We start from the raw sequence: 21,318 nt of genomic DNA, 5'->3' as shown, positions 1-21,318 counted from the left end.
GCTCATACTCCGTAGGCGCGGCGCACCATGGTGATCGGGTGTTCCGCGTGTCGATCTCCGTCGTCGAGTCCGTCTGCGATCATCCGCCCCGCCATCGGGCAGTCGGATCCGAAGCTGTCCGCTTCCGCCTGCTGTACCCGGTTTACCACAGGACGCGCGATTTTTTTTGCGATCTCGTGTGTCTCAGACTTGATGGCGTAGGTGCCATCGTGCCCCGAACAGCGCTCGATCGCGGTAACCTCGGTGCCATCGATGAGCTGCAGAAAATCCCGGGTCTTCATGCCGATGTTCTGCACCCGCTGATGACAGGCCACGTGGTAGGCAACCTTGCCCAGGGGCTGTTTGAAATCCGTTTTCACCAGGCCCGCTTTATGGCGCAGCATCAGGTACTCAAAGGGGTCGAAGAACGCCCTCTCGACTCTTTCGACATCTGCATCCCCCGGAAACATCAGCGGCAGTTCCTGCTTGTACATCAGCACACAGGAAGGGATCGGCGCGAGAAGGTCATACCCTTCGTCGATGGCCTTGAGGAACAGCGGAAGGTTTGCATCTTTCAGCTTTTCCACTCTGCCCAGGTCGCCGAGCTCGAGTTTCGGCATGCCACAGCACTTTGCGTCTTTGAGGACCTTTACCGGGATGCCGTTGTGGTTCAGCACGCTGATCAGATCCTCGACCATCTGCGGTTCGTTGTGATCGCCGTAGCAGGTGACATAGATGGCGACTTTTCCGGTGGTGCGGGTGCAGGCGACAGTTTCCAGTTCCGAACCCACCTGGTCGGCGACCCGCCTGCTCAGGGTGCGGCTGTGGAAGGTCGGCAATGGGGCCTGCGGATGCACCCCGGCGAGGACGTTCCCCAGTGTGCGGAGTGTTTTCGACCCGGCGGCGGCGTTGGCGAGCCCGGTCAGGCCCGGTGTGCTGATGGTGTCGAAAATCGGATCGGTGCTGGTGATCAGCCGGTCGCGCCAGCGGGTGTCCCCTTCGCGGAACTTGTAGGCTTTGGCCCGCAGCATGAGATGCGGGAAATCCACCGCCCACTCATGGGGGGGTAGATAGGGGCATTTGGTCTCTGCGCACAGGTCGCAGAGATAGCACTGATCAACGACCTTCATGTAGTCGCTTTTATCCACACCATCCACTTCGAAGGTGTCGGACTCATCTACCAGATCGAACAGGGTCGGAAAGGAGTGGCACAGGCTCACACAGCGGCGACAGCCGTGACAGATGTCGAAGACCCGTTCGAGTTCGCCGTAGAGATCGTCTTTGTCGTAGAACTGCGGGTTCTTCCAGTCCAGCGGCTGCCGGTCGGGCGCCTGCAGATTGCCTTCTTTCACAGGGTTACTCCGGAAGATGGATGAAAAAGGGGCCATTGCCGGCCCCGTGTCTTCTCATGGGAGACAGCGCGGTCCGGTCGGGCCGCGCGGCTCCCGGGGCCGGATCAGGCCATCGCGTCCAGGGCTTTCTGGAAGCGGTTGGCGTGTGATCGTTCAGCCTTCGCCAGAGTCTCGAACCAGTCGGCGATTTCCTCGAAACCTTCCTTGCGGGCGGTTTTCGCCATCCCGGGATACATGTCGGTGTATTCGTGAGTCTCACCGGCGATGGCGGCCTTGAGATTGTTGGACGTGCTGCCGATGGGCAGACCGGTGGCCGGGTCGCCAACCGCTTCCATGTATTCAAGATGACCATGGGCGTGGCCGGTCTCACCTTCTGCGGTGGAGCGGAACACCGCGGCGACGTCGTTTTCTCCTTCCACGTCCGCCTTTGCGGCGAAGTAAAGATAGCGGCGATTGGCCTGGGATTCACCGGCGAATGCGTCTTTCAGATTCTGCAGAGTGTTGCTGTCCTTCAGATCCATGTTTGCGTCCTTCTTTCTGTCCACTGTCAAACTACGGGCTGGTTGAGTAATTTTCTACTCAACTGCCTCATTACTGTCGAATTTCGAGACTGTCGAATTTCGAGTCACTGTCGAGTTTCGAGTTACTGTCGATGTTCGAGTCGCCATGATCAGGCAACCCGGGCAGTATAAGCCCTCAGGGATGTCGATCTATTCGATTGTGGCTATCGTGATGATAGTCGCAGGCTATTGAAAGCCGGAAATTCGAAGCCCTTTTAAATTCACCTGTTCAGCAATCATTCGCATTGCCACTCACACAAACAGAGCTTAAGAGGGTCCGATGAGCGACCGCGCCGGAGGCAAAATCAGTCTGCTGGACGAAACCGGGCTGCTGCTGCGGCTGGCGATGCCCATGATGCTGACCCAGATTGCCCAGATGGGCATGGGCGTGGCAGACACCATGATGGCCGGCCGGGTCAGTTCTGCGGATCTCGCCGGCGTAGCCCTGGGGGGAAATTTCTACTGGCCCAGCGTGCTGCTGCTGTCCGGGGTCATCATGTCCCTCACCCCTTCCGTATCACAACTGCACGGCGGTGGCCGGGAGTCTGAAGCCGGCGAAGTGGTCCGCCAGGCGTTCTGGATTGCGCTGGTCGGCGGCCTCTCACTGATACTGCTGTTTAACAACGTTGAACCGCTCTACCACCTGATCGGTGTGGACCCGCGGGCGATTCCCATTGCGGTGGACTATCTCCAGGCCCTTTCCTGGGGTGTGCTGCCCATGCTCGGATACTTCACGCTGCGTTATCTGTGCGAAGGTCTGTCCTGGACCTTTCCGGCCATGCTGATCGCCCTGTCGGCTCTGCTGCTCAAGATCCCGCTGAACTATCTCTTCATTTACGGCAATGAAGGTCTTGGCATCCCCGCCTTTGGAGGCCAGGGCTGCGGCTGGTCCAGCGCGGTGGTCATGACCTATCAGCTGTCGATGATGCTGCTGGTGATCGTCTATTCCCGGATTGGCGCTATCGGGGTTTTCAGCCGCTTCAGTCCGCCGGACCGGACAGCCATCCTGCGGCTGGTGCGTCTCGGTCTGCCCATCGGCCTGACCATGTTTCTCGAGATGTCGATGTTCTCGGTTGTGACCCTGCTCATCGGCCGTCTTGGAGTCGAGGGTGTGGCTGCGCATCAGATAGCCGGCAATGTCGGCGGCATGACGTTCATGGTACCCCTTGCCCTGGGCATGGCAGTGTCGATACGCGTTGGCTTCAATGTCGGCGCAGGGGATCTTGCTGCCGCGCGACGCAGCGGCTGGCTGGCCATCGGTCTCTCCCTGGGATTCGCCGTGCTGGCGGCGGCCGTGGTGTTTTCGACACGCGTTTTTATCGTGGGTCTGTACAGTACGGAGTTTGCCGTGGTGACGCTGGCCATGGATCTGCTGCTGTTCGTTGTGCTCTATCAGTTCTTCGACGACGCACAGGTCACCGCGCTGGGCGCGCTGCGCGGTTTCAAGGACACCCGTACGCCCATGTGGGTCGCCATCATCAGTTACTGGCTGGTGGGGTTGCCGGTCGGTGTGCTGGTCGGATTCGGGTGGGTGGGACCAGAGGAATTCGAAGGGGTGCGCGGCTTCTGGGTGGGGCTGCTGGCGGGCCTGATTGTTGCAGCGGTGGTACTGCTTGTGCGCTACCGCTGGCTGTCTGTGCAGCGCCATCGCATTCTCGAATTCTCAGCGCGCTAGCGGCGCTCTTATCCTGCTCATCTGAGGTCCCATGGAAGCCTGGATCCCGATCACCATAGCTGCGGCATTCCTGCAGAACGTCCGCTCCATGCTGCAGAAGCAGGCGATGCGTGCGCTGTCCAGCAACGGCGCGGCCTACACCCGCTTCTGTTTCGCACTCCCTTTTGTGTGGGTGTATTTCGCCGTGCTGCTGAGCGCCCAGGCGATGCCGGAATTGAACTGGACGTTTCTTGGCTATTGTGTGCTCGGCGGTGTCGCCCAGATCGCTTCCACGTCCCTGCTGGTCGCCGCCTTTTCCCACGGTAATTTCGCCGTGGCCACGGCTTTTTCGAAAACCGAAGTCGCCCAGACCGGGCTGGTCGGTCTGGTGCTGCTTGGGGATGCCCTCACCCTGTCTACCGTAAGCGGTGTGATCGTCAGCTTTTTCGGGGTCGTGATCCTTTCCACCCGGGGTCGGATCGGTTCAATCCGCGATGGTCAGCGAGCGCTGGTGCTGGGTCTGCTCGCGGGAACCGGGCTTGCGTTGGCTTCCGTCAGTTATCGGGCGGCCGCCCTGTCCCTGTCGGATGGCGGATTCCTGATCCGTGCGGGTACCACGCTTGCGGTGACCGTGACGCTGCAGTCACTGCTGATGGGTGTCTATCTGTGGGCCCGTGAGCCCGGGGAAATCGGCCGGGTGCTGGGCAGCTGGCGCAGTTCGGTGTGGGTGGGCTTGAGCGGAGCCCTGGCATCCGTGGCCTGGTTCACCGCCATGACTCTGGTCAGTGCGGTGCTGGTCCGGGCGCTGGGACAGGTCGAGCTGCTGTTTACCTTCGCAGCGTCTGTGTGGTTTTTCAAAGAACAGGTGCATGCGCGGGACCTCGCCGGAGCGGGACTGATTGTGGCCGGGGTTTTACTGCTGCTCTGAGCGGGCTTCCGGGGACGGGGAGTTCTCGAGGGGAGCAACCGCATCCGCGGTATCCTGGCGGTCGTCCACAGGTTCCCAGGCCCCGTCGCGGCACTGCCATTGCCGACCTTCGCTGAGAACACGGGGTGACCTTTCTCCTGTAGGGAGGATTTCATACACCCTGCCGTCGAAGTACGGTGAGAGTTCACAGGTCGGGGAATCTGCTTCGGCGTCAGCCCTGATCTCTGCAAACTGCCTCATGCCGGAGACAGCCAGTGTCTTTTCCGCTGGCGCAGCAGCCGGCAGCGACTCGACCGCCGATGCTTTGCGGGTGACTGGAGCAGGCGGCGAATCATCCTGGGCACGCTCACGCCCGGGGCGCTCGCGCCTGACCTCGGCAGCTGGGGCACCGATATCGTCGCTGACTGACTCTGCGGTCGCGCTCAGATTTCCGGCGTGCTCGAACTCGATGGCCGGACCGGGGGATGTGGCGACGGGCCCCTCCTGCACAGGCAGATACTGGAGACTCACAAGACCCGCCGCGATCAGCAGGGCGGCGGCCGTGGAGATTCCTGTCAGCGGTCCGCGGCGCTGGTACCAGGGTTGCAGCGCGCTTCGCGCGGCGGCGCTGATGGCGCGATCGATGCCTTCGGGCGGCTGCTCGGTGGCGCCCTCGCGATAGAGCGTTTCGAGATGATCAGTTTCTTTCGGCATAGCGAGCCATCCCGGCTTTGAGTTTGTCTCTGGCGTAACGCAGCCGGCTCTTCACACCTTCCGCAGTCGCCCGGGTGACCTCAGCGATTTCCTCCAGCGACAGGTCGGTCTCCTGCCGCAGCAGCCAGACCTCGCGCTGATGCAGCGGCAGGTTCCGTACCAGTGCATGCAGCGCGTCCAGCAGGCGCTGGCCATCCACTGCCAGAGCCGGATCTGAACCGGCGGTATGAATCTGTCCGGGCATATCCGCCAGGGAGACCTCGACCTGGGTGCTGTCCGGATCGGACAGGCCGGTCTGTGACAGGTCAACGTCTGTCAGAAGCCGGCGGTTTTTGCGGTGGTGGTCCATAAGTACGTTGTGAGCCAGGGTGTACAGATAGTGTCTGAACGGCGCATCGGGCCGGTAGCGCAGTCGATTGTCGATCACTTTGAGCCAGAGCGCCTGGTAGCAGTCGTGGGCTGCATCCCGATCGACCTGCCGCAGGAAATAGCGGTACAGGGCGCCCTTGTAGCGTGCATAGAGCGTATCGAAGGCGTCCGCATCGCCCCTGTTGTAGGCGGCAAACAGGGCTTCATCTTCGGCCCCGCCGGAGGGCGGGGCCGCATTGTCCGTGGAGTCCGTTACTTTCAGATCCTCTCTGGGTTCACGTCCCGGCGATTCCGGCGGCGTCTGCGTCGTCAGTGAGCTTGCCGGCGGCAACCCTGCTGGCGGCGAGTACATCTGCCGTGCGAACCAGGTTCAGAAACTCTCCGCGATAGCCGAAGAGGTCTTCGCCTCTGGCGCCAGCGGCCAGCGCTGCGGCATCAGCATAACTGAAGGATCCGGTGTGTTCGCCACCGCGCAGCAGCTGGCCGAAGGCGGAGACCGCCGCGGCGAAGCGGAAATTCTCGCTGGTTGCGGCGAGCGTGCTGGCGATCGTGGCGCGGTGTACGGCTCGTGTCAGCAGACGGCTCGACTGGCTGCCGGGGGCCTTGTAACGCAGCTTGATGAACGCGAGTTCGGCGTCTGCACTCCCGGCCTCGCGGCTCGGTGAACCGGTTCCGCTGGTGTTGCGGCCGTTGTCGCGCAGCGGGTCGCTTTGCAGCGGGTCGCCATACCGCAGTGGATCGATGAAGTGGCCACCGCTGTCCACCAGGGTGATCTCGTAGAGTGCAGTGACACTGTGACCGGCGCCGATGTCACCGGCGTCTACTGCATCGTTGTTGAAATCTTCCCGCTCAAGATGCCTTGTTTCGTAACCTACCAGCCGGTACTCGGAGACCGTGGCCGGATTGAATTCAACCTGAATCTTCACGTCGCTGGCGATGGTGTGGAGCGTTGCAGCGAGCTCGTCCACCAGTACTTTGCGGGCCTCGGAAAGGGTGTCGATGTAGGCTGCGTTGCCGTTACCGTTCTGCGCCAGCTCCTGCATGAGCGCATCGTTGTAGTTACCGCTGCCGAAGCCAAGTACGGTCAGCGCCACACCGCTTTTCCGCTCTGTTTCCACAAGGTTTTTCAGGGCCTGCTGATCGGTGGTGCCCACATTGAAATCGCCATCGGTGGCGAGAATGACCCGGTTTACGCCGTCCTGGAGAAAGTTCTGCCGGGCCATCGCGTAGGCGAGCGCAATACCGGCGCCACCGTTGGTGGACCCGCCCGCGGTGAGGCTGTCGATGGCGGCGTCTATGACCGCGCGCTGGTCGCCTGCAGTGGGGGAGAGCACCGCGCCTGCTGCGCCGGCATAGACGGCGATGGCGATGCGGTCGGCGGAGTCGAGTTGTGCGGTCAGCAGCTTCAGCGCCGACTTCAGCAGACCGAGCTTGTCCTGACTCTGCATGGAACCGGAGACATCGATGAGGAATACCAGATTGGCGGCAGGGTTCCCGGCGGGCTGCTGGCCCTTGATGCCGATGTGCAGCAGGCGCCGGTCCGCGTGCCAGGGACTGGGTCCAACCTCGGTATAGATGGCAAAGGGGTCTTCCCCGTCGGGTACCGGGTACTGGTAGGAGAAGTAGTTGATGAGTTCTTCCACGCGGACCGCGTCCTGTCGCGGCAGGCTGCCGTCGTTGAGCCAGCGGCGAACGTTGCTGTATGAGGCCGTGTCGACGTCAATGGAGAAGGTGGATACGGGATCGGTGCGTACCAGATGGACCGGGTTGATGTCGAAACGGGTGTAGGACTCCCGGTCCTGAGGCTGCTGAGCCGCACGCAGCTGTTCGAGCCCGCGAACGTCCCCATGCGACTGCATGCCGGCCATCTGTTTCGCGATGCTCAGCCGCACTGCGCTGTCCCGGCTGGTGGCCGCGTCTGCTTCGTTGCGCGTGCGTGCCGGATCCGGACGGATTTCTGCTGCGGACTGGGGGGGTGGGAGTGGCGCAGGCGATACCGTTGGCGGTCCGGCCTGATGCTTTTCCTCCTCGGTTCCTGGCAGTCGAACATTCGCGATTTCCGTGGGTTTAACGGACGGGTGCTGGCTTATCGGTGGACCGTCGTCCACGGGTTCGGGTACTTCAGATGAGCTGCAGGCGCTGATGCTGACCACCAGGGTCAGCGGCAGGATGAGCTGGTGTACACAGGTAAGGCGTGGTTTCTGGAAATACATGGTCGGGTCTCAGGTTGTGGATTCACTACCAACAACGTGCGAGCCGGGAGAAAGGGGTTAAATTTTTCTGGCGGGCAGCCGCTCGGGAAATTCCCGGTTCAGGCGCTCCCATTCCATGATCAGCCAGGGCGTATAGGAGTCCGGATCGGCGGCTATGGCACTGCTCAGGCGGGCCGGGTCAACCCAGCGCCAGTCGCTGATTTCGGTCACGTTGATGACCGGCTCCTGGTCGGATCGTCCGACATAGACCCAGCACAGTTCGTGTTCGGCACCCAGATCAGCAAACCGGGCCTGGTATTCGAACTTGTAGGTGAACTGCAGATCCGCCGCCATGCCGAGTTCCTGCTGCAGGCGTCTGCGTACGGCCAGGTCCATGGTTTCCCCCCTGCGGGGATGAGAGCAGCAGCTGTTGGACCAGTATCCGGGCCACAATCTTTTTTCCGCCGCACGCTGCTGCAGCAGCAGTTCACCGGCGGGATTGAAGATGAAGAGGGAGAAGGCCCGGTGGAGAATACCGGCGCCGTCGTGACAGGCGGATTTGTCGAGGAATCCGGTTTCCTGATCGTTCGAATCGACAAGGATCAGCGGCTCTGCCTCGGAGGATACGATTTCGTCCTTGGTCTGGGACTGGTTGTGAGGGTTGTTCAATGCCTGATTCAATCTTCCATTCTGACCTGCTGTTACCGCCCCCTGCCAACCTGCCGCGGCGCCGCAGCCCGGGGCCAGGCAGTGTACCGAAATCTCGGCTACCATGCGCCAGCGAAGCCAGTCCCGACAGCCAGTGATGCTGTAAATTCGCGGGCTTACGAATCGCTCAGACCTGGTCCGAGGAGGAACATGACAGGCACAGAAAGGCCGGTGCCCGCAGGGCGCACAGAGCCCACGCGGCACGATTTTCAGGGCAGCAGTGCCCGACTCACCTGGTTCGAGTGGGGGGAGCCGGGCGGCAAACCGGTGTTCCTGGTGCACGCAACCGGTTTTCACGCGCGCTGCTGGGATGAGGTGGTTGCAGCACTTCCCCCGGACTTCCATGTGTTTGCGGTCGAGATGCGCGGTCATGGCCGCAGTGAGCGTGTGCCACCTTATGTCTGGGCGAGTTTCGCCCGGGATGTGACGGAGCTGGTCGAGCATCTGGGGTTGCAGCATGCGATCGGTGTGGGGCATTCCATGGGTGGCCATGCGCTGGTGCAGGTCTGTGCCAGGCTGCCGGGTGCCTTTGAGCGCCTGCTGCTGGTGGATCCGGTCATATTTGAGCCCGATGCTTATGCCACCGATCGCTACCGGGGCTTTCAGGGGCCCGAAGATCATCCGGTGTCGAAGCGCCGTAACCAGTGGGCGTCCTGGGAAGAAATGTATGAGCGCTTCGCGGATCGGGGCTCATTCGCGCTCTGGAAGGATCAGGTACTGCGCGATTACTGCCAGTACGGTGTGGTTCCCGCAGCCAGCGGCGAGGGCTTCGAACTGGCCTGCCCGCCGCTGGTAGAAGCATCGGTCTATCTGGGCAACACCGGGACCGATGTGCACGATCTGATGCCCGGCATCGATATTCCGGTTGTCGTGCTGCGTGCGCGGGGCCGGGATCCCGCTGCGTCGGATGCGATGGACTTTTCCCGTTCACCGACCTGGGAGAAGGTCGCCGCTGCGTTTCCGAAGGGCCGGGATGTATATCTGCCGCACCTTACGCACTTCATTCCAATGCAGGATCCACAACTGGTTGCCCGTTTCATCATCGATGCCGATGCGACGGTTGCGTTGACCGTACCGGAAGGGCGCTGAGACCGATGCTCAGCCTGCTTTCCTGGCTGCTGGTGGGTCTCGTGGTCGGCGTGGCCGCAAAACTCATCCTGCCGGGCCGTGATCCGGGAGGGCTGTTTGTCACGATCGGCATCGGTCTGGCGGGCAGTTTCATCGGTGGCTACGGAGGTTCACTGCTGGGTTTGGGCAGTGTCTCCGGATTCAATGTGGAAAGCCTCGCCCTTGCCACCGCAGGGGCGGTGGTTCTGCTCGCCGCGTACCGCCTTATCAGGTTTTGACAGGCAGCTGCAGCGGCAGTCCGGTCGAGCGGTAGTCCCACAGTCCGCTGCTCCTGGCACCGAGCAGGAAGATCAGCAGAGAAATTGCGATGCCGGGCAGCAGGGCATCCAGCGGGGAGGTCTCTGCGATCAGCAGACCCAGAAGCAGTGAGCTCAAGGGTGAAGACACCAGAAAGCTCAGCAGCAGCACCGACAGTATCTGTGCCCGTGCTGCGGGCGGTGCCAGCTCCTGCACAGTGGCCCTCACCAGCGTCGTGGTAACACCCATGTTCAGTCCCCAGCAGAACATCATGAAGTAGAACAGCCAGGGCTCGGGCTGCAGCATGAGTATCCCGAGCACGACGATCCGGGTGAGCTGCATGTAGAGAAACAGTCGTCCCGGTCGCAGCAGCGGCATGAAGAACAGCAGCAGAATGTTCGATCCGACACTGCCCGCTGTGAACACGATCATGACCGTGGCGAACATCTCTGCGCCGCCCAGATAAACCGCTTTGACGATAAAAGGGATGGCGATGATGTAGGCGCCTGCGTTGAAGAGGCTCGACAGCAGGTTCAAGCCGATGATGTTGCGGATCAGTGGTACCTGCCAGAGCGTCTGCAGTCCTTCGCGCAGCCGCATCGCCGCCGCAGCGGGTATGGGCATTCGGGGCAGGTGCGCAACGGCGATCAGACCCAGCAGAAACAGGCCCGACTGCACGAGCAGCACCGGCCCCAGTCCGAGGCGTTCGAGATTGCCCCCGAGATAGATTCCGCCGATGCCTACCAGGGAAGTGAACACGGTCATCACCGTCACCGCCCGCTGCACGTCCAGCAGGGCGACCCGACTCAGGGCCGATTGTCTGGCCGGATCGGAGAGCGCCTGAATGCTCGCTGTGAGGATGCCGAACACCACCACCCACCAGTAGTTGAGCAGACCGGCCAGGTATACGGCAGCGATCAGCAGGGGAGGCAGTGCCATCAGCAGGTGCATCGCGCCGAGATAGCGACGCCCCTCGATTCGGTCGCCGAGCAGGCCACCGAGGAGCAGAACCAGCAGCGGCGGAAATTCCGCGATGGAACGCGCCGCTCCGGCAGCAGCGGCCGGAGTTTCCAGCACCCCGATCAGCAGCCAGGTAAACAGAAATCCCTGCAGACTGATGCCGGCCATCCACAGGCCGGAGCTGGCCAGGTACCAGGGGAAGGCGGATCTCGGAGGCGGGGCGGGGAGCATGGGTACAGCGGTTGCCTTGTTAGTCAGAACATGAAAAAAACATTGTTTTACAAAGAGTTAGGCCTACAAGTCGTCGAAAAAAAGTGTGGAATCCTTCACATCTGGACTACAGACTCTGCGCAGGCCAGACCTGACACTCCGTCCTGATTCGAATGCGAGCCAAGCACTATGCATGCAGTACGCGAGAATGAAAAACGCAAGACATGGTTTCGTTCTGAACGTGTCTTCTTAAGCGATGGCAAGTGGTTCTTCCACACCCGGGAGGGGGTGGATGTCGGCCCGTACGACTCCCAGTTCGAGGCGGAAATCGAAGCCGGCATGCTCAAGGAGCTGCTTCGGGAACGCGGTTGCAAAGGAGACGGCTCACTGTCGGTGATCCGCGAGTTCGTACTCGACTCCTATGCGATGGGCCGTCCTCTCACACCGAGCTTCACCCACGCCATCGCCCACTGATTCACCCTGGCGGACCGAGCGGAGCAGTCCGCACGAAGTTCGCGCAGGCGCGGGCAGGATTGCCTGGAGCCAGCGCAGCGCGCGTCCTCAAGTTCCCCTTTTCCGTAGTCATCCGCTGCTGCGGGCACCATAATGAGCGTTCAACGGGACGGAGTGCTTCGCAGCGCGCGTTCTCCCAGAAGCGCACGTTCCCCGGAGCGCGCATTCGCCAGTGCAGGTGTGCACTCGTGCACGCCTGCATCAGGAGCCGAAATATGCCCAGACTACGCCAGGTCAGCAAGGAAGAAGCGCCGGAAGAGATCCAGCGCATGTACAGTTTTCTTTTCGGTGACCGGGACCCGGTCGCGGAACCAGGTACGGACACCGGAACCCCGGGCGACTGGTGGACGGTATTCGCTCTGGTGCCGGACTGTTTTGAGCACAGCGTTGCGGGGTTTCGACTCTACCGCAGTCCGAAACGATCACTGGAACCACAGTTGCGGGAACTGGGCCAGACCCGGGCCGGCTATGCGCGCGGCAGTCAGTTCGTGTTTTCCCAGCACTGCAAATCCATGCGCTACCTGGGTTTTTCAGAAGAACAGATCGAGGCGATTCCCAACTGGCAGATCGCGGACTGCTTCAGCCCTATCGAGCGGATGGTGCTTGCCTACACCGATTGTCTGGTTCTCGAAGGTGGCCGCACTCCGGACGATCTGTTCGACGCCCTCAAGGAGCACCTCAGCGACGAAGAAATCCTCGAGCTGACCTACATCACCTGCATGTACGACATGCACGCCACCATGTGCCGGGCGCTGCGACTCGAATACGACAATGTGCCGGAGCGGATCACCGAAATACCCGCACCGGAGGATTCGGGAGACATATTCGGGGCGCTGGATCAGGACAGTTCGGATTGATCAGGTAACGGCGGTCGGCGCGCTCATTCCGGTCCATGAATGGCATTCTGCGATTTATCCCAGAACGGAGCCCTCAACTCGCGGCGCAGAATCTTACCGACCGCGGTTTTCGGTAACAGATCGACGATGTGTATCTCTTTGGGAACCTTGTAGCGGGTGAGTGACTGACGGGCAAATTCGATGATCTCGTCCGCTGTTGCCGAAGCCCCCGTACGGAGGACCACGGATGCATGCACGGCTTCTCCCCATTTGGGATCGGGAACCGAAAACACACCGCATTCGGCGATTGCGGAATGGTTCATCAGACAGTTCTCGACCTCGGCGGGATAGATGTTGAAGCCGCCGGAGATGATCATGTCCTCGCGACGATCGGCGAGGTAGATGTATCCCTGATCATCCATCCGGCCGAGATCGCCCGTTCGCAGCCAGCCCCGCTGGAGGCGCTGTGCGTCGAGATCGGGTCGCTGCCAGAAACCCGGCGTCGTCCAGGGGGCACAGACCCAGATCTCGCCTACCTCACCCAGTGGTACGTCTGTACCGAATTCATCGCATAGCCGAACCTGGGCCGCGGGACATTGTCGTCCGACCGAGGACAGGCGGTTGCCGGCAGAGGTCAAAGCCTGATCGTGTTCTGCGGGTCCCATCAGAGTATTGAGTCCATAGGCCTCGGTCTGACCGAAACCGGTATAGAGCACCGATCCGAGCCGCTCACCAGCCCGTTGCACCAGTGCGGGCGCGGCGGGGGAGGCGGCATAGACGACGGCCCGCAGGCTGTCGAGATTGCAGGAAGCCGCGGCGGAGTCGTCGAGCAACATGCGCAGCAGAGTCGGAACGACCAGCATCATGGTGATGCGCTGTTCGGCGATGGTTTGCAGGATGAGCGCCGGCTTCGCCTCATGCAGGATCACCAGACGCGCACCGGCGACCCAGCAGCTGTCCATTGCACGACCACCGAAGTGACTGAGCGGCAGTTGCCCCAGCAGCGCGTCGTCGGTTCCGAGATCGAAAGTCTGGGCCCAGAAATTCATTGCAGCCGCCACGCTGGCGTAGCTGTGGGTTACGCCCTTCGGCAGTCCGGTCGTGCCGGACGTGTAGAGGATCTGCGCAAGCTCAGCTGGTGGCCGGTCCACCGGTTCGAGCGCAATGGCATCACCAGGCTGGGTGAGATTCAGATTCACCATGTCGGGAACGGCTCCGAAGGCGAGCAGCCTCAGGGTGCCATCCGCCACATCGCGCAGATGCGGTGCACGCTCGGGTGACAGCGCAATGCCGAAGGCCGCAGTACAATCGCGCAGGATGTGCCGATGTTCGGTGGCCGTGAGTGCCCCGAGCAGTGGTACCAGGACCCCGCCTGCTCTGGCCACTGCGATAACCGCCAGCACGTACTCGAGGCGGTTCTGTTGCAGCACGGCAACCCGATCGCCCACTCTCAGGCCCTGCTGCTGCAGCGTGATCGCCATCGCCGTGGCGCGTGCGTCGAGTTCTGCATAGGTACAGCTGCGTTGCCCATCGACCACGGCAATCCGGTCCGGCCAGTGCCGGGCGGCCCGGGCGGGATAGTGCGAGTAGGGTGGAATCACGATCCGTCTCCAAGATGTCGCTCGGCTGGACCCGAGTAGTGAGCGCCGAGTGCTTCGGGGATGATGCGCAGCGGCACGCCTTCCCGGATCTCTTCGGTGATGTGCGCAAGCAGCGCCATGCCATAGGTGAGCGCGCCGAGTCCGCCGATCACCAGAGGATCAAATCCGAGATCGGCCAGCACCGCACCGATTGCTCCGGCCAGGTTGATGGGAATGCGCCGGCCTTTGCGGATTTCGAGAGCGGACTCTATGGCATCCAGCTGGAGTCCGTGTTTGCCCCAGCCGTCGAGATCCCGGGCGAGTGAACGGACCGTGACAGCGCGAGGTTCCGCCTGTTTGTGCAGAGGATGTCCAAGTCCGGGGACACTGCCCTGACGCGCAAGCCACAGATCCAGCGCGCGCTCACTCGCCTGGCTCGCAGGGAGTCCCCAGGAGACCGTCTCCATCAGCATTTCAGCAGGCTGCTGGGGCGAGCCGGTGACAGATCCTGTTGCCAGGATGCCGCTGGCAAGCGCAGGTATCGCCGATTCCGGGAACGCCGAGGCAGTGAATCTTGCCGCGCCCGCCGCAGCGCTGATGAACTGCTGATCCATGGCGCTGCGCAGGACCAGATCGAACAGAGCGCCTTCGCGCGGGTCGGGCAGTTCACCGGTGAGGATCAGGAAGGCAGCTTCGGTGTAGGTCGTACCGCGGATCAGCTCCTCGACCGGATAACCCCGCACGTTGATATGGCCGTTTTCTGCACTGCTTATCCGGGTAGTCCAGTAGTCGTGCCAGTCGCCCGAGGCAACGTAGTCGCCGATCCGCCGCCGGGGTGTGCTCCGGGTCTGTTCGAGGTCCTTCATACGGATGATCTCCTTCCCAGGGGGACAAAGCGGGGTAGCAGAAAGCCCTGAACCGAGTCGAAACGGACCTGCACCCGCAGGCCGACGGCGACCTGATCAAACGGGCAATCCTCTATGTTGGAAACGAGGCGCGGACCTTCGTCCAGTTCGATCAGAGCGATGATGTAGGGTGCCGGAATGGCTGGATGGTAGGTACGCCGGTAGATGGCGAAGCTGAACACCTGCCCTGTGCCTGATGCCGTACTGGCAGCGATTTCTCCAGACCAGCATTGCGGGCAGACGGGCGCGCCGGGCAGGAATCGGTGTCCACACTGCCTGCATGTACTGAAAGTCAGCCGACGCTGCTGACAGGCCTCCCAGAAGGGTTGTGTAAAACCGTTCGTCGCAGGCAGCGGATGCGTCGGTGGGAAAGACTGGCTCACGAAATCACCGCTACTGGCGCGCGAGAATGAGGGTCGCATGGGTGTTCATACCCAGGCCGTGGCCGCTCACCAGAGCGAGTTCGGGGTCGTTGAGTTGCCGATCTCCGGCGCTGCCACGCAGCTGGCGGACGGCTTCTATCACGTGCAGCATGCCGCCGCCGTACCCCTCTGACAGCAGGCCGCCACTGGTGTTGACCGGTAGACAGCCACCGGGTCCGATCCGCCCCTCCGCAACGAACGGGCCTGATTCTCCTCTGCCGCAGAAGCCATAGTCTTCGAGCTGCATCAGCACCACGATGGTGAAGCAGTCGTAGAGCATGGCGAGGTCGATATCGGCAGGTGTAACCCCGGCGCGCGCGAACGTCGCCGGTCCGCAACGGGCAGCAGGCAATTGCTCGAAGTGATCCGGCGATGACCAGGTCGACAGACTGCTGGCCTGACCATGACCGAGGATGCGCGTAGGTGCCTGTTTCAGGTCCGCAGTCCGATCTGCCGACACCACCACAACCGCGGCAGCACCATCCGACACCAGGCAGCAGTCGGGAAGTTTCAATGGCTCCACCACTGCAGGTGCGGCGTGATAGTCGGCAAGCGTCAAGGGAGTACGCTTCTGAGCGTGGGGGGTGAGGGCTGCATGCGCACGGGCGGCGATGGCCACAGCCGCCAGGTGTTCGGGTCTGGTGCCCCAGCGGTGCATATGACGGCGAGCGGCGAGGGCGTGAACGCCAACGGCGCCGAATAGCCCGAACACCGCATCATCACCGCGGCCGTAGTTGAACGATCCCGGGGCGGACAGTGCCGAATCGCCGTAGACGCACAGACACACCGAACACAGGCCCGCTTCGACGGCGAGAACGGCGCGCTGGATGATCGCCGCGCTGCTTGCGCCGCCGAGAATATCCGAGCCGACATAGTCCGGATTCAGACCGAGGTACTGACCGAGTGCCAGATAGTGCGGAGTAATGCCATCGACAATGCCCTGAGCCGGGCCTGGATCGGTGATCAGGCCGTCGACGTCACCCGGAGCGAGGCCGGCGTCGGCCAGCGCTCTGCGGCAGGCTTCAATTTCCAGATCGAAGGCGCTGCGCTCGGGCAGTCGGCCGAATGCGGTGTGACCGATACCGCCGATGACGGCCTCCCGCTTCATTCCTCAAAGCCGTTTGCGTTCGGGCTTGTCTGGTCCTGACCTGGTCGCCTCATTCCTGTTCCTCGACACGGCGAAGAGAGTATAAACATCATTCGATTACTGAGTAATACTTGATTACCAAATTGTATTCATTTATCGTCCGCCGGATTGCCGAACCCGACATCGAGGCCTGTCATGAACTTACCCCTGACCGAAGAGCACGAACTGCTGCGCCGTGCGGTGGCGGATCTGGTGGAGCGGGAGATCAAACCGAATGTCCAGCAATGGGAACGTGACGGTGAGGTGCCGCGGGCGCTGTTCACCCGCCTGGCCGAACTCGGCTATCTCGGTGTGCGGCTGTCGCCGGAGTTCGGTGGTGGTGGTCAGGACTTCTGGTTCACCACCGTGTTGCTCGAAGAACTGATGAGATGCGGGTCGATCGGTGTGCCGGTGGCGGTCATGGCGCATGCGGAATTCGCCACCAAGGTGATCGATCGTGGCGGTTCCCGTGCGCTGAAGGACAGATATGTGCGCGCAGCTGCTGCAGGCAAGCTGATCGGCGCGCTCGGCGTGTCCGAACCGGGTGCAGGCAGTGATGTAGCTGCACTTGCTACACGTGCAGTTCGCGATGGTGAGGACTATGTCATCAATGGCTCGAAGCTCTACATAAGTAACGGCACGATTGCTGACTACATCACCACAGCCGTTCGCACAGGCGGGCCTGGACACCGCGGTATCTCGCTCATAGTGGTACCGGCCGACAGCCCGGGTCTGACCCGGCGCCGTCTGCAGAAGATCGGCACGCACGCCTCGGACACGGCAGAGCTGTTTTTTGACGACGTCCGGGTTCCGGCAGAGAACCTCGTTGGTGAAGAAAACGGTGGCTTCCCTCTGATCATGGCGGGCTTCGAGGGCGAGCGCCTGGTGCTGTCCGTCATGGCCTGTTGCCAGGCGCGTCTGTTGTTTGAAGAAGCGCGGAAGTGGGGTCACGACCGCAGGGTTTTTCAACAGGCGCTGCTCGGTTTTCAGGTTTGGCAGCATCGTTTGGCGGATGTGCTGACCAGTCTGGAAGCCGCCCAGGCGCTGACTTACAGCGCCATCGATGCGTACGTCAAAGGTGAACCGGCAAACTCGCTGATTTCGATGGCAAAACTGTTTTCCACCGAGATGGCTCTCGATACGGCACGTGAGTGCGCCCAGATTCAGGGGGGGCTGAGCCACATGGAAGAGTGTCTGATCGGTCGTCTTTACCGTGATTCTCTGGCGCTCACGATCGGTGCGGGAACCAGCGAAACGATGCGCAACATCATCGCCCGGGCGGAGCATCTGGTGGCTGAAAGCCGATGAGCGTGCGCACCGAACTGCGCGATCAGGTGCTGATTGTCACCCTGGACCGGGCCGAGCAACGCAATGCGCTGAATGCCGAAATGCGCACAACGCTTCAGCAGGTCTGGGAGCAGTTCAGGGACAACGAGGCAGCTCGCGTAGCGGTGCTCACGGGTGCCGGCGATGTGTCGTTCTGCGCGGGTGCGGATCTCAAGGAACTGGGCAGCTACTACCAGTCGATGACGGCCAGCGAACGACGGGAGCTGGGCGAACGTTCACCCGGCCTGGGTGCGTTGACTCGAAATTTTGATCCCCGCAAGCCGGTGATTGCTGCGATCAATGGCACCTGTCTTGCCGGTGGTCTGGAACTCGCACTTGCCTGTGACATCCGCATCGCTGCGGCGCATGCCGTCTTTGGGCTGCCGGAAGTCACTCGCGGCATTCTGCCCGGTGCCGGAGGCACGCAACGGCTGCCGCGGCTGCTGCCGACGGGCATCGCTCTGGAGATGATCCTGACTGGAGCGCCCATTGACGCCGGAGCGGCGCATCGCTGGGGACTGGTCAATCACGTCGTCGCGGCTGACCAGCTGCTTGCGACAGCTCTGCGGATTGCGCAGCAGATTGCGGCGAACGGCCCGCTGGCCGTTCGAGCCGCACGGGATGCGGTGTATCAGGGGCTGTCGCTGACGCTTGGTGAGGCGCTGCGCCTCGAACAGTTTCATGCCGAACCCCTGCGGCAGAGCGACGACGCCCGGGAAGGTATCCGGGCCTTCGTCGAGAAACGCACACCCGTTTTCCACGGCCGTTGAACAGCTAACTACAGGACAGGAGTACAACATGACCCGACCCCGAATTGCCATCGATGCCTGGGCTACTCACATCACCCCGGAAGGAGCTCAGCGCTGGCCGGATGAGTTCAAACACATTTTCCGGAAATACCGTTCACCGGCGGTCATGCTGGAAGGTCAGTCCATAGAAGCGCTGATTGATGAGATGGACAGTGCTGGTGTCGATCGTCTGATCCTGTCGTCATTTCACTACATGGGCGAATGGGTGCTCACCAATGAGGAAGTGGCCGACTATGTCAGCCGTTTTCCGGAACGCTTCATTGGCGCAGGTGCTGTGAACGTCATGCAGAAGCCCATGGCAGTCGCCAGGGAGGTGGAGTATCTCGTCAAAGAACTGGGCATGGTCTGTATTCGGCTCGAACCCTACATGAACGGGGACGGCATGACGGGGCTGCCGCCAAACGATAAACACTACTGGCCTGTCTATATGAAATGCGTGGAGCTCGGAGTTGCCGTTGCACTTCAGGTAGGGCATACCGGACCGCTGCTGCCCTCCGAGTGTGGCCGGCCCATCTATCTTGACGAAGTGGCACTGGCATTTCCCGATCTGGTCATCCTGGGCTGCCATGTGGGTCAGCCCTGGCACGAGGAGATGATGATCCTGGCGTGGAAACACCCCAATGTCTATCTGGAGACTTCAGCGCGAGGACCACGCCAGTGGCCTGCGTCGCTGGTCGATTTTGCCAAAGGCTGGGGACAGGACAAGATGATCTGGGCTACCGATTATCCGCTGCTGGGATTCGATCGCACCCTGACCGAGCTGGAGGCACTCGGTGTTTCCGACGAAATCTATCGAAAGCTGGTACGCGATAATGTGGTGCGGGCCCTGCGACTGTCGGTCTGATCGACCACCAGGTCCTGTGCCCCGCGCAGGAATTCTCAAACAACTCACAGAGCGGCTACGGGAGCATCATGTCTGAACATCTGACTCAACAACTCGAAGACGGCGTGCTGACGCTGACGCTCAATCGTCCCGATCAGCTCAATGCGATCGATATCGGCATGCTCGAAGCCCTGATCGGCGCCCTTGAGGCGGCCGTGCAGGATCAGTCCGTTGCCGTTCTGGTGCTTGCCGGTGCGGGTCGGTCCTTCTGTGCGGGTGCGGACATCGGTCAGATGATCGATCGAACCCCTGAGGAATGGGAGCGCATTGTGGATCGATATCTGGATCCCATTCGCCTGATTGCGGCGATACAGAAACCGGTCATCGCGCGGTGCCACGGCAACGTGGTCGGAGGCGGGCTTGGTCTGGCCCTGGCCAGTGACTTCAGAATTGGCACCGACAGCTCCCGTTACTGCGCGCCGTTCGTCAATCTCGGCCTGGCGGGATGCGACATGTCGGCCGGTTATTTCCTGCCTCGACTGATCGGGCTCGGACGCGCCACCGACATGATGATGACAGCTAAGTTCGTCGATGCTGCCGAAGCTCAGGCCATTGGTCTGATTTCGCGCATGGTGCCGGAAGCTGATCTCGATTCCGCTGTTGTGGAACTGGCCCGCAGTCTGGCTGCCGGCCCCGGGCGCGCACTGGCGTTTACGAAGAGTGCCGTCCGTCGTTCTGTCGATCGTGATATGGCGGCTGAGTTCGACTTTGAAATATTCGCGCAGACCCAGTGTCTGCAGAGTGCGGATCATCGCGAGCGGGTAGCGGCCTTTTATTCGAAACAGCGACGATAAGGGGGAGAGATGTCGCACACGATGCTGGAACCTGAACAGCTTCAGTTCGTTGAGTCGGTTCGCGGTTTCGTCGAGGCGGAAATCCTACCGAAGGCGACTGCCTGGGATCTGCAGGAACGTTATCCGCAGGAACTGCTGCGCGAATTCGGCAGGCTCGGCTGGCTCGGGGTCGCCGTGCCGGAGCAATTCGGCGGATCCGGCGGTGGTTGTGTCCTGTATGCGCTGTTGTGTGCCGAACTCGCGCGGGGGTCGGCGGCCATCGCCCTGGGATTTTATGTGCACACGGCACTGGCGAGTGCGGCGCTGCTGCATCTGGGCGATGATGAGCAGCGTCGCAGGTGGCTGCCGGATGCCGTGGCGGGTAACAGAATCGGCTGCTGGGCCTACGCAGAACCGAACGCAGGCGCCGATGTTGCGAGTGTTTCGACCAGAGCCGTCCGGGACGGGGACCATTACGTGCTCAATGGTACCAAGATGTACATCACGAATTCCCCGTTTGCCGATTTCATGGTGGTTGTCGCGGCAACCGGGACCGGTCTCAAGGGGCTGTCGGTTTTCGTGGTGAACGCCGACACACCGGGTGTCAAAATTGGCAAGCACATGCAGAAACTCGGCATGGGCGCCTCTGAGATGGCTGAAATTGTGTTCGAACAGTGCCGGATTCCCGCCGCGAATCGACTCGGTCCCGAACAGGCCGGCTTCATTCGGGCCTTGAAGGTCCTGACTCTGGGGCGAATAGCGAGCGCGGCTTTCGGTGTGGGTCTGGGTCGTGCGGCGACGGAAGAAGCGCAGCGCTACTGTCAGGATCGAATCCAGTTCGGTCAACCACTGATAGCGAATCAGTTCGTACGTTTCACACTTGCCGACATGGCGACGCGTGTTGAGGCGTCCTGGCAGCTGACTCTGCACGCGGCACGTCTTGCCGACAGCGGAGGGGCTCATGACAGGGAGGCATCCATGGCGAAGCTGTTCGCCACCGAATCTGCGACCTGGGCCTGCGAGCGGGCATTGCATCTGTGCGGGGCGCAGGGTTACATGCGAGCCAGTGTCGCTCAGCGCCTGTATCGGGACTGCAAAGTTCTGGAAATCGGTGAAGGCACCAGCGAAATTCAGCGGGAAACCATTGCCAGGCACATGATCAATCAATGAACAGA

22 protein-coding genes are annotated in these 21,318 nt (G+C 61.6%); 11 read left to right on the top strand and 11 right to left on the bottom strand.

Features of this window, described 5'->3' with window-relative positions; genetic code table 11:
- Positions 1 to 2: 2 nt before the first annotated feature.
- Both R3E82_13255 and R3E82_13250 read right to left on the bottom strand, forming a co-directional pair.
- A complete protein-coding gene (locus R3E82_13255; protein MEZ5551855.1) occupies positions 3 to 1,331 on the bottom strand; it encodes a heterodisulfide reductase-related iron-sulfur binding cluster in 1,329 nt (442 codons plus the stop codon).
- A gap of 104 nt (positions 1,332 to 1,435) precedes the next feature.
- The gene (locus R3E82_13250; GenBank protein ID MEZ5551854.1) at positions 1,436 to 1,852 is read right to left on the bottom strand and encodes a rubrerythrin family protein; all 417 of its coding nucleotides are present in this window, start codon (positions 1,850 to 1,852) and stop codon (positions 1,436 to 1,438) included.
- Positions 1,853 to 2,171: 319 nt separating this feature from the next.
- Between R3E82_13250 and R3E82_13245 the strand changes: the two genes are divergently transcribed.
- Positions 2,172 to 3,566: an MATE family efflux transporter gene (locus R3E82_13245; GenBank protein MEZ5551853.1), complete on the top strand. Its 1,395-nt coding sequence runs from the start codon at positions 2,172 to 2,174 to the stop codon at positions 3,564 to 3,566.
- A 31-nt stretch (positions 3,567 to 3,597) separates the two neighbouring features.
- Entirely contained in the window at positions 3,598 to 4,473 is an 876-nt protein-coding gene (locus tag R3E82_13240; GenBank protein ID MEZ5551852.1) for an EamA family transporter, read from the top strand.
- Here R3E82_13240 and R3E82_13235 read toward each other — a convergent pair.
- Genes R3E82_13235 through idi form a run of 4 tightly spaced genes read right to left on the bottom strand, consistent with a single transcriptional unit; the run spans position 4,459 to position 8,408 of the window.
- Positions 4,459 to 5,166 carry a hypothetical protein gene (locus R3E82_13235; GenBank protein MEZ5551851.1) on the bottom strand — a complete coding sequence of 236 codons (708 nt, stop codon included), beginning with the start codon at positions 5,164 to 5,166 and terminating at the stop codon, positions 4,459 to 4,461. The two genes, R3E82_13240 and R3E82_13235, sit on opposite strands and share 15 nt — an antisense overlap.
- On the bottom strand, positions 5,150 to 5,887 hold the full coding sequence (locus R3E82_13230; protein ID MEZ5551850.1) for a sigma-70 family RNA polymerase sigma factor: 738 nt from the start codon (positions 5,885 to 5,887) through the stop codon (positions 5,150 to 5,152). The genes R3E82_13235 and R3E82_13230 overlap by 17 nt, the downstream gene beginning before the upstream one ends.
- Entirely contained in the window at positions 5,811 to 7,748 is a 1,938-nt protein-coding gene (locus R3E82_13225; protein ID MEZ5551849.1) for a von Willebrand factor type A domain-containing protein, read from the bottom strand. Before R3E82_13225 ends, R3E82_13230 begins: the two co-directional genes overlap by 77 nt.
- Positions 7,749 to 7,805: 57 nt before the next feature.
- The gene (gene idi / locus R3E82_13220) at positions 7,806 to 8,408 is read right to left on the bottom strand and encodes an isopentenyl-diphosphate Delta-isomerase (GenBank protein MEZ5551848.1); all 603 of its coding nucleotides are present in this window, start codon (positions 8,406 to 8,408) and stop codon (positions 7,806 to 7,808) included.
- Between the two features lie 177 nt (positions 8,409 to 8,585).
- Here idi and R3E82_13215 point away from each other — a divergent pair, with 177 nt between their 5' ends.
- Both R3E82_13215 and R3E82_13210 read left to right on the top strand, forming a co-directional pair.
- On the top strand, positions 8,586 to 9,524 hold the full coding sequence (locus R3E82_13215) for an alpha/beta hydrolase (protein MEZ5551847.1): 939 nt from the start codon (positions 8,586 to 8,588) through the stop codon (positions 9,522 to 9,524).
- Positions 9,525 to 9,529: 5 nt separating this feature from the next.
- Complete coding sequence (locus R3E82_13210; protein ID MEZ5551846.1) at positions 9,530 to 9,781, top strand: GlsB/YeaQ/YmgE family stress response membrane protein; 252 nt, start codon at positions 9,530 to 9,532, stop codon at positions 9,779 to 9,781.
- Here R3E82_13210 and R3E82_13205 read toward each other — a convergent pair.
- Positions 9,771 to 10,991, bottom strand: coding sequence for an MFS transporter (locus R3E82_13205; GenBank protein ID MEZ5551845.1), 1,221 nt, complete (start codon positions 10,989 to 10,991; stop codon positions 9,771 to 9,773). The genes R3E82_13210 and R3E82_13205 overlap by 11 nt on opposite strands.
- 168 nt (positions 10,992 to 11,159) lie before the next feature.
- Between R3E82_13205 and R3E82_13200 the strand changes: the two genes are divergently transcribed.
- A complete protein-coding gene (locus R3E82_13200; GenBank protein MEZ5551844.1) occupies positions 11,160 to 11,444 on the top strand; it encodes a DUF6316 family protein in 285 nt (94 codons plus the stop codon).
- A 254-nt stretch (positions 11,445 to 11,698) separates the two neighbouring features.
- Positions 11,699 to 12,340 (top strand): carboxymuconolactone decarboxylase family protein, encoded by a 642-nt coding sequence (locus tag R3E82_13195; GenBank protein MEZ5551843.1) that lies wholly within the window; start codon positions 11,699 to 11,701, stop codon positions 12,338 to 12,340.
- Between the two features lie 23 nt (positions 12,341 to 12,363).
- Here the strand turns inward: R3E82_13195 and R3E82_13190 are convergent, their stop codons facing one another.
- The 4 genes from R3E82_13190 to R3E82_13175 are packed head-to-tail and all read right to left on the bottom strand — an operon-like array spanning position 12,364 to position 16,334.
- Entirely contained in the window at positions 12,364 to 13,920 is a 1,557-nt protein-coding gene (locus R3E82_13190; protein MEZ5551842.1) for an AMP-binding protein, read from the bottom strand.
- Positions 13,917 to 14,765 carry a citrate/2-methylcitrate synthase gene (locus R3E82_13185; protein MEZ5551841.1) on the bottom strand — a complete coding sequence of 283 codons (849 nt, stop codon included), beginning with the start codon at positions 14,763 to 14,765 and terminating at the stop codon, positions 13,917 to 13,919. The genes R3E82_13190 and R3E82_13185 overlap by 4 nt, the downstream gene beginning before the upstream one ends.
- On the bottom strand, positions 14,762 to 15,226 hold the full coding sequence (locus R3E82_13180) for an OB-fold domain-containing protein (protein MEZ5551840.1): 465 nt from the start codon (positions 15,224 to 15,226) through the stop codon (positions 14,762 to 14,764). Before R3E82_13180 ends, R3E82_13185 begins: the two co-directional genes overlap by 4 nt.
- Entirely contained in the window at positions 15,198 to 16,334 is a 1,137-nt protein-coding gene (locus R3E82_13175) for a hypothetical protein (protein ID MEZ5551839.1), read from the bottom strand. Before R3E82_13175 ends, R3E82_13180 begins: the two co-directional genes overlap by 29 nt.
- 174 nt (positions 16,335 to 16,508) lie before the next feature.
- On the opposite strand from R3E82_13175, the gene R3E82_13170 reads away from it, so the two are divergent.
- The 5 genes from R3E82_13170 to R3E82_13150 all read left to right on the top strand — a co-directional run bounded on the left by R3E82_13170 (position 16,509) and on the right by R3E82_13150 (position 21,313).
- Entirely contained in the window at positions 16,509 to 17,660 is a 1,152-nt protein-coding gene (locus tag R3E82_13170) for an acyl-CoA dehydrogenase family protein (protein ID MEZ5551838.1), read from the top strand.
- The gene (locus tag R3E82_13165; protein ID MEZ5551837.1) at positions 17,657 to 18,448 is read left to right on the top strand and encodes an enoyl-CoA hydratase-related protein; all 792 of its coding nucleotides are present in this window, start codon (positions 17,657 to 17,659) and stop codon (positions 18,446 to 18,448) included. The genes R3E82_13170 and R3E82_13165 overlap by 4 nt, the downstream gene beginning before the upstream one ends.
- A 28-nt stretch (positions 18,449 to 18,476) precedes the next feature.
- Positions 18,477 to 19,331, top strand: coding sequence for an amidohydrolase family protein (locus tag R3E82_13160; GenBank protein MEZ5551836.1), 855 nt, complete (start codon positions 18,477 to 18,479; stop codon positions 19,329 to 19,331).
- Between the two features lie 68 nt (positions 19,332 to 19,399).
- Positions 19,400 to 20,164 carry an enoyl-CoA hydratase-related protein gene (locus tag R3E82_13155; GenBank protein ID MEZ5551835.1) on the top strand — a complete coding sequence of 255 codons (765 nt, stop codon included), beginning with the start codon at positions 19,400 to 19,402 and terminating at the stop codon, positions 20,162 to 20,164.
- A gap of 21 nt (positions 20,165 to 20,185) precedes the next feature.
- Complete coding sequence (locus R3E82_13150) at positions 20,186 to 21,313, top strand: acyl-CoA dehydrogenase family protein (protein MEZ5551834.1); 1,128 nt, start codon at positions 20,186 to 20,188, stop codon at positions 21,311 to 21,313.
- Positions 21,314 to 21,318 lie beyond the last annotated feature (5 nt).

The organism is Pseudomonadales bacterium, from assembly GCA_041395945.1.
GTDB lineage: Bacteria > Pseudomonadota > Gammaproteobacteria > Pseudomonadales > Azotimanducaceae > SZUA-309.
Note: the sequence above shows the minus strand (reverse complement) of the source record. Positions and strands in the feature narration are given on the sequence as shown.

Bases quoted from the DNA above. Each gene is read 5' to 3' on its own strand.
- R3E82_13180 (MEZ5551840.1), bottom strand. From the start codon at position 15,226: ATGCGACCCTCATTCTCGCGCGCCAGTAGCGGTGATTTCGTGAGCCAG.
- R3E82_13210 (MEZ5551846.1), top strand. From the start codon at position 9,530: ATGCTCAGCCTGCTTTCCTGGCTGCTGGTGGGTCTCGTGGTCGGCGTG.
- R3E82_13185 (MEZ5551841.1), bottom strand. From the start codon at position 14,765: ATGAAGGACCTCGAACAGACCCGGAGCACACCCCGGCGGCGGATCGGC.
- R3E82_13225 (MEZ5551849.1), bottom strand. From the start codon at position 7,748: ATGTATTTCCAGAAACCACGCCTTACCTGTGTACACCAGCTCATCCTG.
- R3E82_13230 (MEZ5551850.1), bottom strand. From the start codon at position 5,887: ATGTACTCGCCGCCAGCAGGGTTGCCGCCGGCAAGCTCACTGACGACG.
- R3E82_13240 (MEZ5551852.1), top strand. From the start codon at position 3,598: ATGGAAGCCTGGATCCCGATCACCATAGCTGCGGCATTCCTGCAGAAC.
- R3E82_13200 (MEZ5551844.1), top strand. From the start codon at position 11,160: ATGCATGCAGTACGCGAGAATGAAAAACGCAAGACATGGTTTCGTTCT.
- R3E82_13150 (MEZ5551834.1), top strand. From the start codon at position 20,186: ATGCTGGAACCTGAACAGCTTCAGTTCGTTGAGTCGGTTCGCGGTTTC.
- R3E82_13245 (MEZ5551853.1), top strand. From the start codon at position 2,172: ATGAGCGACCGCGCCGGAGGCAAAATCAGTCTGCTGGACGAAACCGGG.
- R3E82_13155 (MEZ5551835.1), top strand. From the start codon at position 19,400: ATGTCTGAACATCTGACTCAACAACTCGAAGACGGCGTGCTGACGCTG.
- R3E82_13160 (MEZ5551836.1), top strand. From the start codon at position 18,477: ATGACCCGACCCCGAATTGCCATCGATGCCTGGGCTACTCACATCACC.
- R3E82_13250 (MEZ5551854.1), bottom strand. From the start codon at position 1,852: ATGGATCTGAAGGACAGCAACACTCTGCAGAATCTGAAAGACGCATTC.
- R3E82_13170 (MEZ5551838.1), top strand. From the start codon at position 16,509: ATGAACTTACCCCTGACCGAAGAGCACGAACTGCTGCGCCGTGCGGTG.
- R3E82_13195 (MEZ5551843.1), top strand. From the start codon at position 11,699: ATGCCCAGACTACGCCAGGTCAGCAAGGAAGAAGCGCCGGAAGAGATC.
- R3E82_13235 (MEZ5551851.1), bottom strand. From the start codon at position 5,166: ATGCCGAAAGAAACTGATCATCTCGAAACGCTCTATCGCGAGGGCGCC.
- R3E82_13165 (MEZ5551837.1), top strand. From the start codon at position 17,657: ATGAGCGTGCGCACCGAACTGCGCGATCAGGTGCTGATTGTCACCCTG.
- R3E82_13175 (MEZ5551839.1), bottom strand. From the start codon at position 16,334: ATGAAGCGGGAGGCCGTCATCGGCGGTATCGGTCACACCGCATTCGGC.
- R3E82_13215 (MEZ5551847.1), top strand. From the start codon at position 8,586: ATGACAGGCACAGAAAGGCCGGTGCCCGCAGGGCGCACAGAGCCCACG.
- R3E82_13205 (MEZ5551845.1), bottom strand. From the start codon at position 10,991: ATGCTCCCCGCCCCGCCTCCGAGATCCGCCTTCCCCTGGTACCTGGCC.